The organism is Lacticaseibacillus zeae subsp. silagei (assembly GCF_030770335.1).
Taxonomy (GTDB): Bacteria; Bacillota; Bacilli; order Lactobacillales; family Lactobacillaceae; genus Lacticaseibacillus; species Lacticaseibacillus zeae.
Genome location: NZ_CP132484.1, coordinates 2,819,828 through 2,832,696 on the forward strand (window position 1 = coordinate 2,819,828; position 12,869 = coordinate 2,832,696).

At 48.5% G+C, this 12,869-nt stretch carries 10 protein-coding genes; 3 read left to right on the forward strand and 7 right to left on the reverse strand.

Annotated elements, in window-relative coordinates:
- Positions 1-83: 83 nt before the first annotated feature.
- Genes LACZS1_RS13050 through LACZS1_RS13080 form a run of 7 tightly spaced genes read right to left on the reverse strand, consistent with a single transcriptional unit; the run spans position 84 to position 6,109 of the window.
- On the reverse strand, positions 84-755 hold the full coding sequence (locus LACZS1_RS13050) for a transaldolase family protein (RefSeq protein ID WP_070651267.1): 672 nt from the start codon (positions 753-755) through the stop codon (positions 84-86).
- A 3-nt stretch (positions 756-758) separates the two neighbouring features.
- Positions 759-1,142 carry a PTS glucitol/sorbitol transporter subunit IIA gene (locus LACZS1_RS13055; protein WP_070651265.1) on the reverse strand — a complete coding sequence of 128 codons (384 nt, stop codon included), beginning with the start codon at positions 1,140-1,142 and terminating at the stop codon, positions 759-761.
- 25 nt (positions 1,143-1,167) lie between these two features.
- Positions 1,168-2,283, reverse strand: coding sequence for a PTS glucitol/sorbitol transporter subunit IIB (gene srlE / locus LACZS1_RS13060; protein ID WP_070651264.1), 1,116 nt, complete (start codon positions 2,281-2,283; stop codon positions 1,168-1,170).
- Positions 2,284-2,331: 48 nt separating this feature from the next.
- Positions 2,332-2,889 carry a PTS glucitol/sorbitol transporter subunit IIC gene (srlA, locus tag LACZS1_RS13065; protein ID WP_047106950.1) on the reverse strand — a complete coding sequence of 186 codons (558 nt, stop codon included), beginning with the start codon at positions 2,887-2,889 and terminating at the stop codon, positions 2,332-2,334.
- Between the two features lie 12 nt (positions 2,890-2,901).
- Entirely contained in the window at positions 2,902-3,411 is a 510-nt protein-coding gene (locus tag LACZS1_RS13070; protein WP_070651262.1) for a transcriptional regulator GutM, read from the reverse strand.
- Position 3,412: 1 nt separating this feature from the next.
- Positions 3,413-5,281, reverse strand: coding sequence for a BglG family transcription antiterminator (locus LACZS1_RS13075; RefSeq protein WP_070651260.1), 1,869 nt, complete (start codon positions 5,279-5,281; stop codon positions 3,413-3,415).
- A 27-nt stretch (positions 5,282-5,308) separates the two neighbouring features.
- On the reverse strand, positions 5,309-6,109 hold the full coding sequence (locus tag LACZS1_RS13080; RefSeq protein ID WP_070651258.1) for an SDR family oxidoreductase: 801 nt from the start codon (positions 6,107-6,109) through the stop codon (positions 5,309-5,311).
- 328 nt (positions 6,110-6,437) lie between these two features.
- Between LACZS1_RS13080 and LACZS1_RS13085 the strand changes: the two genes are divergently transcribed.
- The 3 genes from LACZS1_RS13085 (at position 6,438) to LACZS1_RS13095 (ending at position 12,602) form a co-directional block, all read left to right on the forward strand.
- Positions 6,438-7,259: a Cof-type HAD-IIB family hydrolase gene (locus LACZS1_RS13085; protein WP_070651256.1), complete on the forward strand. Its 822-nt coding sequence runs from the start codon at positions 6,438-6,440 to the stop codon at positions 7,257-7,259.
- A gap of 427 nt (positions 7,260-7,686) precedes the next feature.
- Positions 7,687-12,285, forward strand: a complete 4,599-nt coding sequence (locus tag LACZS1_RS13090; RefSeq protein WP_070651254.1) for a S8 family serine peptidase — start codon at positions 7,687-7,689, stop codon at positions 12,283-12,285.
- Positions 12,286-12,335: 50 nt separating this feature from the next.
- On the forward strand, positions 12,336-12,602 hold the full coding sequence (locus LACZS1_RS13095) for a hypothetical protein (RefSeq protein ID WP_070651252.1): 267 nt from the start codon (positions 12,336-12,338) through the stop codon (positions 12,600-12,602).
- The last annotated feature ends 267 nt before the right edge of the window (positions 12,603-12,869 follow it).

Below are 12,869 nucleotides of genomic sequence, written 5' to 3' on the forward strand. Positions count from 1 at the left end.
GTCCCAACTACTCGGAACTTCACGGCGCTTTCTTATGCTTGCAGGTGCTTAATCCTTTTTCTTTTAGCGCATCTGTCTATGCTTTAGACACCTGCTTTTTGATCAAGCTGCCGGCCTTCTTCATTGAAGACCCTGATGGCATCATCTGCTGCAGCATTGGTCATCAACTGTTGGAAAATATCATAGCTGATTGTAACATTCTCTGCACCAGCTTTAATTGCCGCCATCACCTGTGACGCATTTTTAAAACTTGCACCCATAATCTTAATGTGCGTGTCGGTTTTCTGATAAAAAGCGTGAGTCTCGGCAATCATGCGATATGGATCGATGTCCAACTGCTCCATGCGGTTCACGTACGGGGCAATGTAATCGCAGTCAACCACGCATGCCATGAAACCTTGGCGAACGGAATAAACGGCCGTGCCTAATAGACACTCATCCGGTTTTTCAGAGCGGATTGTCGAAATCGCTCTGTATCCCGGTTCAAATAATGGCACCTTAAACGCCATTCGCGTGTCGTCAGTGTCTGGAAAACGTTTACGTAATTCGTGATAATCTGCCAATAATTCTGCTTCAGTATCTCCTACCAACTGGACAAAAAGAACACCCGGTTTTAACGCTCGAATCTGAGTCAATTGTTCAAATCGTGGATTGCCTTCTTTTAGAAGTAGCTTGGGATTTGTGGTAACGCCCTCAAACTGATTAAAGCTCAACATTTCCTTAATTTGTGCGAGATTGGCTGTATCAATGAACATGGCCTAGGCCCCCTTCATAATTTTGATGACAGTGCCCACGTCTAGTTGTGGATACGGTTTGGATTCCAAATAAAGCGACCCGGCAAGCTCAGGGGTGGTTGAGCCATCAAATACCACTGCTGTGTGACCAAGGTTGCCTAGATTTGTATTCACCTCATCACCAACTGCCGTAATAGTATAAGCCTGATCACCAAATACCATCACGTCTCCCGTCTGGATCGGTTCTAGAATTTTGGTGACTTGAATGATGAAGCAAGACGAGCGCAACGCATCCGGCGCCTCATCACCGAAAAGAATAGCCATGTTTATATCTTTGAACCCCCGCGCGTCTGAACCAACCTCTAGAATCTTTGTTTCATATTTTGTTTTTTCTGCTACTGACGACACTATCCTCACCTCTCAAAAATACTGCTTACTTTGCATACAGCCCGAAACTTGCTAGCCACGCAACAACAACACGTGGCACGCCGTTTAGGAAGCGTGAATACAAAACGGAAACAACGCCAACTTCAACCGTTTTTGAATCTGCTTCTTCAAGTCCCAGTCCAACGGGAATAAAGTCCGCCGCGTTCTGCGTATTAATCGCAAACAAAGCTGGCAGCGCATATTGCGGTTGGATGTTACCGCGGCCAATTTCGACCCCGATAAGCGTTCCGATAACTTGGGCAATAACTGCGCCCGGACCGAGAATCGGTGATAAAAATGGCAATGAGCAGATAAAGCCAATCGCAATCAATCCAAAAATATTGCCAGCTAGCGGTGTCATCAGCTTAGCAAACCAGTTACCTAAGCCTGATCCTTGAATAATCCCAATAAGCAAGGCAACAAAGGCCATGAATGGAATAACCGTGTTCAACATCGTCTGAACTGAATCTTTAGCGGCTTGGTTAAAAGTTGCGATTACTTTCCCAGCGCCAATGCCGATTCGCGCGATGAAATTAGGCTTTTTCATTTGCGCCGTAATCGTCTTGTCCGTATCAAACTTGGCTTCGCGGGCTTCAGCGGCCGCTTCGTTTGCCTTTGCTTCTGACGTGGTATTCGTCGAAGAAGGTGAGGCGATTGATTCAGCAGCGGCTTCCTGTTGCTTACCTGCTTCGGCGCGTTGATCAAGCGGCACGCCGTTCAGGGACTGATCAGGAACAGCATCATCAGGCAATGCCGTAATCTGATCGACATCAACGTTTGAAACATACAATTTCGGCACAATATACTTTGCCAACGGACCGGATTTCCCAGTCGGTAAAACATTAATCGTTAAAATATTTTTCTTTGGATAAATACCGCAACGTAATGTACCGCCGCAGTCAATGATTGCTAATGCTGTTTCGTCTTCAGGGATGGACGTTTTGAATCCGTCCACGGCCTCCATCCCGGTTAATTCCGCAATCTTATCGACGATGGCGGGGCGGTTGCCACCGGTTACATAGATAAATTTATGCTTTTGTTCAGTCGGTGTGATCGTCAATGGACCGCCATAACCACCTGATCCTTTGACTACTTGAATGCTATGCCATTTTTGTTCGGCCATAATTCATAAAGCCTCCTTGATTTGAAAGTGCTATTGTAATTGCCGCGTTTATGCTCTCGTTGACAAGTCAACCGTCTTGCTGAGCGTAATTCCGGTTTGCTTGGATACATAGGCTGTTGTGAAATCAGTGACCCAACCGCCGATGAAGTTCATGACAATGCCGACCAACATGTAGCGAATGGCAAGGTCCATTTGATTCAAGCCAAGTTTCTGCACGCCTTGCGCAATCCCCAACCAAACAAATAATTCACCTGGATTGATGTGGGGAAAGACGCCATTACTGGTATGGCAAAACTGTGCTTGGGCTGCGTAATAACTTGGCTTGTAATATTCCGGCAAGAAACGGGCCAGTGTAAAGCACATCGGATTGCCCAACATAAACGCCGCCAGAAACGGTAAAACCAGATAGCGCATCAACACATTACGGCTAGCCTTTTGCGCAAATCGTTCGATACGTGCTTCCCCGATAAACGCAATAATCGTGTTCATCAGAACCAACAGCAGCAAAACCACTGGCACAATGCTGGTCATCCAGCTAATAAACGTCTTCCCACCAGTTTGAAACAGTTTCATGAAGCCAGCGGCAAAATCAGAAATATATTGCATGATGTCATCCCCCTAAATTATCTTTTTCTTGAATACATGCGTCAGCGTCTGCGGAATCGCTTTCATTTTCATGCTGATTTCGCTAAAAATCGGCAACGAAAACATGCTGACGCGACTCGTGTCAAAGTCTTCAAAACTGAGATTATTCGTTTTATAGTTCACATAATTGCGATACGCGTTTAGAAAGCATTCTCGTTCGGTGCGGCTCAGCTTATGCAACGTCGCGTAATCGGCACCGACTTCAGCAACCGATTCGCCATCGAACCGATCGACCTCGCGAAATCGACTGAAAACCGTGAGCCCCTTCATAATCCGAATTTCCTGAATCCGATCATCAGGATCCAGTCCGATTAACATCAAGCTGCCTTGCCGAAACCGCCGCGGATTTTTGCCGATCAACACGCGACCGCCTTGGCGCACCTCATGATAGTTATGGGCAAAGTTGCGAATTTGAAAATAACCCATCAAAGCTTGCAACAAGAACGCTGCGGCAACGAAAATACCAAGTATTAAAATATTCATTTTATAAGCCCTCCGTCACAACGGTTAAAGGATCGTGGCTATCGGAAATCTTGCGTAGATTTGCCATTGCGGTTTCATTGACTGCCAGCAAAAAAAGTAAATCATAAAGCATCGATAAATCTTCCAAAGCCTTCTTGCCTAACACGCGGGGAATACCAATTACAAAAATGTAACTCACAGACTTTCCGCCAATCGTCATCGCATGCGTCAACACACTCAGATGCAAAAACAGGCGATTTTGATCAATGTCAGCGATGGCATGTGGAATAGCCGCACCATTATCCAACACAAATTTCGTTGTGGATTCATGTTGAATCAAACGATCAATAAACCCGGCGTCGACCAAACCAGCTTCACTGTCAGCCTTCAACGTCGCGCGTAAGACCGCTTCATAGGATTGATTCTGTTGGTTCGCATACGTCTGCGCTCGCCAGATAATCCGCCCGGCATCAATTTCATGTTGCACCGCCGAAGCCCGCACCTTCGTTTCCAACACTCGATCGCGGAAAATATCGCCCATCATCACCACCGGAATCTTCAGCCGGAATGCCAGCGGTCGATCGGTAAAAACCATGATCAGTTGATCCTGATGCGTCAAAATATCGGTTTCATCCTGAAAAGTGCGAATGCGCACCTTGGATTCAAACATCGTATCCAGTTGATTTTGTAAATAGCGCAAAACACTTTGCCCCATACTGGAAAAGAATCCGACCTGTGGCTGATCCGGCGACACATTATCCGCATGCTGCAACGCCATTTCAAAGTAAACCGTCAGATAATTAATCTCGACATCGGCAATATGAATCCCTAGAATTTCTTCCAGCTTATCAATCATCACCATCGCCATATCCGCCGCTAGTTGAAACCGCTGCAACATTTTATTGGTTAAATAGTCAGACGGAGAAATATGGAAAATGCCGCGATTAATCAAAAAGATTAGATGATACTTGGTTGCTTGATAAAACTGCTCATAATCGATCTTGGCATCGACCAAATTGCGGATCTCGTCAGCAACCTGATCGAAAATCACTTTGTTAGCCTCAACTTTTTGCTTTAACTTTTCCGCTGACAGCAATTTGTTGGCATAAAGGTTAAATGGGAAAGCCAGAAAATTGTATTCTTCTTGGGTAAACGTCACGTGACAACGATCTTCGATATCTTCAAGGATATTAATGAACAACGGCGATGCTTCCATTAAGTTCGTATAGTATGGACTGATACCGCTGAGTTTATAATGATGTTGTTTAAGAAACACAACAATTTGCATCACCTTTTCAAAGATCTGGGTGGTACTTGTTTTGATTTTGGCTGCGTTCAAACGATCAATGACGACTGCCACCAGCGTTTGATCACTGAACAGCCGCGCCTGCACATAGTCAAACAACCGATTATAAATCAGCATCGTTAAATCAACGGTCGAACCAACCCGAAGCTTAATTCCACGACTGGTAGCGCTTTCGATGCTGAGATCATAAGGCTTCAACCACATACGACATGCCGTTAAATCCTTCAGCAGAGTCCCGCGGCTTACCGTTAGTTGATCGGCAATGTCGTCCATTGGTACAAACTCGCGCTCTTGAATCAGCCGAAACAAGATTTCTGCCTGCCGCTTTTGCTTGTCGTTATTGTCAATATTTTGTTTGAAGACGCCTGATTGAATGAGCGAAAATTTGCGATAATTCAGGATATGCAGAAAATAGCCGCTTTTGTTGATGCGGATTTCCGCTGCGTCTCCTAGTGACTCGCCGAGTTCATGAATATATTTTTGCATCGTTCGGGTTGAAACATTTTCGCTTTCAGCCAATTCATCCAAACTGGAGGTGCCATTTGCCAGAAGATAGCGCAAAAGTCGATAATCCAAACTATTCAATCAGGTTTACCTCCTCCTAACAAATGCTTACCCTCTGGATTTGCCTCCTGCAACATTGGTCGTTACGCCGGTGATGTAGCTGGCGCGGTTCGACAAGAAGTAATTAACCAAATCAGCTACTTCACTCAGTTTGCCACTGCGCCCAAGTGGGGTGGTTGTAGTGGAACTATAACCTGCCCGAATTGCTTCCACCGTTGTGTCTCGGGTGTAGGCCAAGGCTTCCTCATAACTAGGGGTTCGTAAGCCAGTTGCTTCCATAATGCCTGGCGCAACGCCGACCACCCGAATGTGATACTTGCCTAGCTCTTTGGCCCAAGAACGGGTAAATCCGTTAATTGCACCCTTGCTGGCAGCATAAACACTTTGGCCAACAGAACCTTCCAAGCCAGCTTCAGATGACATGTTGACCACCACACCATGACCTTGTTTGATCATCCGCCGCACCACTGCCTGTGAGACCAGAAACACACTTTTGACATTGACGCTGAAAATTTGTTCAAATGTCGGCACATCCAACTCGTATTTGCCATGCGGCGCTTTAGGATCAACCAATACCCGCGGTTTATTAATGCCGGCATTATTGACAACGCCCCAAATCTCACCGTTGATCTTTTCGGCAGTTGCTGCCAGCTTCTCAACTTCATCCGGGTCAGTCACGTCGGTCGCAACATAAGTCAGTTTTGGATCTTTGAAGTCGCCTTCCTTGAGGTCGCCATTGACGACGTTAGCCCCGTTGTGAATCAACTCTTCAACAATGGCAGCGCCAATTCCTGATGAACCGCCTGTCACAATAACCGTCTTACCGTCCAAGCCTAACCAATCAGTCATAAATATCGCTCCTTTTCATCTTTCGATACTCATGGTAGCGGTTACTTGAACGCATCTTAATCCAGTGATTTTCCGTTGTGGATGAAAAATCGTGCACCATGGTAGGAGACATTGTGTGTTAGGTTATGTAGGAACACTAGTATAAGGACTTTTCAACTTGTCAAAAATTCACAACGCATCGGCTAAAATCTATTGCCATACCATTTTTGCGTAAACAAAAGAACCGGCCAGAAGTAATTTTCCCCTAGTCAGTTCTGAAACCGCTTTTAGAACTTGAAACTCTGATATAATAAGGATTAACCACGTAAAGTTGGAAAGGGAGTTAATTATGCTTAAAGCCATCGCACTTGATATGGATAACACGTTACTTAACAGCAAGAAGGAACTCAGCGTCACAAATCGCGACGTGCTTCGTTACCTGAATCGTAAAGGTATCCGCATCATTCTTTGTTCAGGCAGGCCTTTTGCCACCTTGAAACCATTTCTGGAGGAACTGCATGTCACCAAAAATGACGATGTCTGCGTCTGCTTCAATGGCGGCTTAGTCCGACTGGTGCGCGAGCATACCGTGATTAAGGAAACGGCCCTGACCAAGGAACAAGTCGAACCGGTTTATGATCTGGTTAAAGAAAATGGCTTCAAACTGGATATTGTCGGCGAAGATAAAGTTTATTCACTGACCGAGTTTGGTAAATCAAGTTACCAAACGCTAATTCCTAAGCTGATGCCTTTTACAGACACGACCTTTGATAAGGTTCCGGCTAAGTTGCCGATTTTCAAAGTCGTGATCGCCGGTGACCCTGACATGGTTGACGCCGCCGCGACTGCTGCAAAATCGCTGAAGAATCTCAACGTGGCCCGTTCACGCCGGACGTTGCTGGAAATCATGCCGGAAAACGTCAACAAAATGAATGGCTTAAAAGCAGCGCTCAACTTCTATCGAATTCCGCGTGAACAGCTTGCTGCTTTTGGCGATGAGGAAAACGATAAGGATATGATCGAATACGCCGGCATCGGTGTCGCCATGGGCAATGCCATCCCGTCCATCAAGAAGATTGCCGATATTACCGTGCCATCCAACGATGATGATGGGGTTGCAAGTTACTTAGTCGATTACTTCCAGATCAGTCCAACCGCGATTCGGTTATAAGAATAGATTGGGTTAACAGTTCAAGCTGTAGTCGTTTCACGCATCTTGTTTCTTCTTCATGATTTAGGAATGCTTAAAAAATATTTTTTCTGAATGGTTCACCTCTGAAAGGCCCGATATTCTTGCGTTCAAACCACGCAATATCGGGCCTTTTAAGCGTTTAACAAAGCCACAAATGTTCTCCTTCTGCTTGCTGTCAGTAAAAGAAAAATAATCTTCCATAGAATAAAAACGCCGGAAAAATCTATGGCTTCATTGCCAAAAACCTGGCTAGTGTCTTGACAGAAGCCACCTCGGGTTATAAGCTTTTTGCTATTAAGAATAAATGAGAAGAAATTGTTTTTAAAATGTGAAAAATTTGGGTATTTTGGACATTTCTTTTAAGTCTCATTTTTCTTAATACAAAATCTAAGGGGGACGGGCGTACATGAATAAAAATTCGACGACCGAAATGAAGCGACATTACAAGATGTATAAGGCAGGCTCCAAGTGGATGACTGCCGCGATCATTACTTTTGGTACGAGTTTGATTGTCTTGGGCGGCACCGCCACCCAGTCCGTTGCCGCCGATACAACGACAACACCGACAGAAAAGACGAGTCAAACGGCTCAGTCAACTAGTGCGCAATCGCAGCCTGCCGCACAAACGACGACCAGTCAGGCGACAGCCAGCGATGCTACTAGCAGCGCAACGCAAACTGCAGCGGCTAATAGCGCCAAAAGCAGCACGGCGCAGACACAGGCAGCCCCTGCTCAGAATACGCAAAGCAGTGCTAGTCAACCGCAAGCCGCGACCCAGCAAGCCTCATCTGCAACAGCAAAAACAACCGCACCGGCATCTGGTGCAACCACGCAAACAAACACCAGCAGCGTTGCCAGCCAAGCAACAACAAGTACGGCAACAACGGCTACTAGCCAAGCAAGCGCCGCGGCGACTGCAACCAGCACGGCTACAGCTGACAATCAAAGCCAAGCCAGTTCTGCTGCCACAACCGATCCCGGGCCAGCTAACCAAGATACCCTGACCAAGGGCAACGTCAAAGGGCTATGGGACGAAGGCTACCAAGGCCAGGGCATGGTCGTGGCCGTCATTGACTCCGGGGTGCAACCGCATGCCGATTTGCGCCTTAGTGACGATAGCACCGCTACGCTGACCAAAGAAAAAGCCGAAGCAGCCATCGCCAAACTAGGCTATGGCACCTACGTCAACAGTAAAATTCCATTTGCCTATGATTATGTAAACAACGACAGTGTGAACACTGGCACAACGGTTGCCGGATCGACCCACGGCGAACACGTTGCCGGGATCATTGCCGCTAACGGTACCACCGCAGACGGCGCAACCGGCAAAGAAAAAGCATCCACTTACGTCAAAGGCGTCGCGCCTGAAGCCCAGATTCTCGCCATGCAGGTCATCGATGAATTTCCGGATGAAAATGCCAACGACATCTCTCGGGCGATTCGCGATGCGGTGGCACTCGGCGCCAATGCCATTCAAATGTCACTGGGCATCGGTGTTACCGAACAGGATTTAACCGATGAAGAGCAAGCAGCGGTGCAATACGCCACGGAGCACGGCGTTTTCGTCTCGATTTCCGCCGGTAACAACGCCATCGCCGGTAGCATCATAGGGTCTAAAACGCCGAATGATATCTCCACCGCCTATGCACCCAAAAACGACTCAACGATTGGTGATCCCGGTGCCGCTGCATCAGCCATGACCGTCGCCGCAGAAACCAGTGCCACTGGTGCGGATTCCCAGATGGACGGCTTTTCATCTTGGGGACCGATGGCCGATTACACCTTAAAGCCAGACATTTCTGCGCCTGGCGACAACGTCACGTCCACCGCGATCGACCCCGCCACCAACACACAAACATATGCCGTCGAGTCCGGCACGTCCATGGCCGGCCCGTTCAACGCTGGTGCGGCGTTGCTCGTTATGCAAAAAATCAAAGCAACCCAGCCTGACTTAACTGGGGCTGATCTCGTCAAAGCCGTTAAGTTAGCCCTCATGAACGCGGCTGAACCGATGAAAGATATCAATTATCCAGACACCTACATTTCCCCACGGCGTCAAGGCGCTGGCCAAATCGATGTCGCCAAAGCCGGCGATTTGACCGTCACTGCTGAAGGCAGCAACGACGCCGGTTCCGTTTCACTCGGAAAAATCGGCAAAACCACGACATTCACCGTGACCCTGACGAACCACGGCAAAACCGCGCAAAACTATACCGTTGATACCAATGGTGGCCCGCTCACCCAGGTTCGCGATGCAAGTAACGGCAACACCGTCCATGATGAAACGCTTGTCGGAGCAACCGTCAACACCGATACCGCCAACTTCACTTTAGCAGCCGGTGAGACCAAGAAAGTCACCTTCAAACTCTCACTCGATGATTCCGTTGCTGCCAACCAACTAGTTGAAGGCTACCTCACCTTTAAAGCAACCGATGCCGCGCAAACCATCAGCGTTCCGTATCTCGGCTACTATGGTGATCTCACTGATGAACAGGTCATCGACGCCCCGGCCAACAGCGGCGAGTCCATTTTCAATGGCGGCTATCTGGTGGATAACAATAACAATCCGCTTGGTGTCACCGACGCCGCATCGCTGAGTAACTTGGTCAACACGGACACGACCGGTAAATACACATGGACGTTGGTACCCACTTACGTCGACAACAAAAAAGTCTCATTCTCACCCAACGGCGATGGCGCCAGCGACACGGTTTTCCCATACGTCTTTTCTAAGCAAAACCTGAAGTCGGTCACCATCCAGATTCTTGACGCTCAAGGCCATGTTGTTCGGATCCTGGATAAGGAAAACAACACCTCCAAGTCCTACTTGCAAAATGGCAACAGCTTTAACTCCGATCTCGGCTTAAGTACCGACATGCGCCTTGATCCAAATGCCTTCACTTGGGACGGCAAGGTTTACGATCAGGCAACCGGCAAATACGTCACCGCACCGGATGGCAAGTACACGTACCGACTGGTGACCGAGCAATACAACACAGGCGCCCAACAGAATCAGGATTATGACTTACCGGTCACCGTCGACACCGTTGCGCCAACGCTAACCGGCCTAAGCTATCAAGACGGCCGCGTCTCCGTTCATTACGATGATCAAGGCGCTGGCTTCACCAAGTTCAGCGATTTGGCATTGAAAATCGGTAACAAGGCATACGGCGTCAACTTAAACAACAACGGCCAAAATAACGACGGCACGTTAAGCTTTGAATTAACCGCCGCCCAAAAAGCCGCACTGGAAAATAGTGACGGCAGCCTGACCCTGACGTTAACCGATGTCGCCGGTAATAAAACCAGCGCCAGCCTACAAGCAACCGCTGGCACACATCAAACCGATACAACCACGCCAACATCCGATGTTGCCCCGCAATTCACCTGGAAAGTCGGCGATGGCCCGCACAACTTCTGGCGTTCTGAAGGCTTCGTCCAAGCGGTTTCCGACCAAACCAGCTTTACCGCATACGCTCAGGTACCGGCTGGCGTGGACTGGATCGTCTATGCCACGGATGCGCAAACCGGCAAAGTCTTCCCAGGCACGGTCGACACCAAAACCGGGACAGTCACCTTCAACTTGACTGAATCCGCACCATATGGAGACTTTGTCGGCACCGTCCTGTCACCGACCGCAGACTTCGGGACTTATGAAGAAGCCGGTCGTGCAGACGGCGATGAAATGATTGTCTTTTTGGATGCTAACGGCACTGCTGGCTACGGCCACTTCAGCCAAAAGAACGTGCACGTTGTCGTTCCGTTGCAAGACAACGCCAAGGCTGCGGCTAACGCGACCAAAACTAGTGGTGCGCCAGTACTGGGTGGCCGCGCCTTTTCCCAAATCACGACGCACGCCCAGCCAACTGCCGGTCTGAAGTTTGATAAATTCAACGACAATTCCTTCACGCTGGTTGGCGCTGACCAAGTCGCCGATATCTACAATGCCCAAACCGGCCAGCTAACTATTACCGGCCACGTTGACAACCCGGCTGGTAAAACGTTAACTGTCACGGATGCCACCGAACCGGCTAAAACCGTTGCAATCGGCGCAGATGGCAAGTTCAGCTTCACCGTACCATTCAAAGCCGCCGAACAGCAATCGGTTGGCTACCGGCTGACCGAACCAGCCACGGATGGCTCGAAATCAACGAAAACCGCTTATGGCGAACTGCAAATCTACCTCGACACCATCTTCCCGACACTCGACCTGCCACAAGCCGATACGTTGAAAGTTGATGATCAAGGCAACTACGATATCACGACAACCAGTGACACGTTCACGGTTTCCGGCACGGTTAACGACAACATCAACGGCTACCGGCTTTACACCAATGGCGATAACGTTGTCCACCAAAAGAATCTGGCTGGCTTCAACAACCATCTCGATCCGCAATCGACAACCTCTAACCCATACGGTGCCGCTGATTTCAACCAGACTTACACCCTCAAAGACGGCGATAACTACTTCACAGTGACAGCCGTCGATATGGTCGGCAATAAAGTCACCAAAGTCTTCCATGTCGTTAAGGTTAAAACGCCAACACCAACGCCTGGTGATAATGGCAACACCTCGGGTACCGACAACTCAGGCAATGGTAACCCGAATCAGCAAGGAACTGGTGGTAACGCCGGTAATCAGGGCGGCAATGCTGGCAATCAAGGCAACAACGGTGGTACTCAAGGTGGAAACGGTAGCGGCCAAACCCCGGCTACCGGCAACGGCACACCGACGACGCCAACAACCGGCACTGGTACTAACGGCGGTAACGGCAACAACCGTCAGCAGAGTCCAGAGTTAGTGACGCTTGACAACAAGCTTAAGGACCAAACCAAGACGCCTGCTGCCAAGAATGGCACGACAGCCAACGGCACCAAACAAGCTGCAACCGGCAAAACCATGCCACAAGCCGGTGAATCCCAGAGCCCGTTAGCTGTCATCGGTCTCGCCATCGTCAGCATCTTTAGTTTCATGGGCTTTGCATCCCGGAAGAAACGCGTCTAGACTAATGCTAGAAGTACAGAGTATGTTGTCTATCGAAGGAGATGAGCCCGATGCAGCCAGTGACCATTACGAATCTCGATCGGCTCTTAACCGCCTTGATTCAGGCGCGTCAACGCGGCGAACTCCAACAAACCGTTGTTGAACGCGTGCCTAGCGAACCAGGCGCCGACCACATCTTCGGCACCCGCACAGACAACGGTGAATTCAAACCGCTCATCCGCTTTCGGTTTGATCAGCAATTGCCTGACAACTATGCGGAGGCTCTCAAACAGCATGGGTATCAGCTTGAGGTTTTGCATGAGAAGCACCGTTCATGAACTTGGGTGATGGCGGGTTCTCATTTCGGCATTTCTAGATATAACGTTTATGTATACAAAGAAACAGGTATTGTACCGGCAGGCATTTTGCAGCTGGTGCGTTACCTGTTTTTTTGTGATTCAGTCCAGAGTTTTTTGTTCCCTCACTCCACTGGTACCGGTCATAGTATAGAGCGATCACAATTATTAAAAAGTTGCGCACAGTCTCAAAACTAATCTCACATTATCAGTATCTTTAATCAGCTCTCTGATTAGGCCAGCATAAAA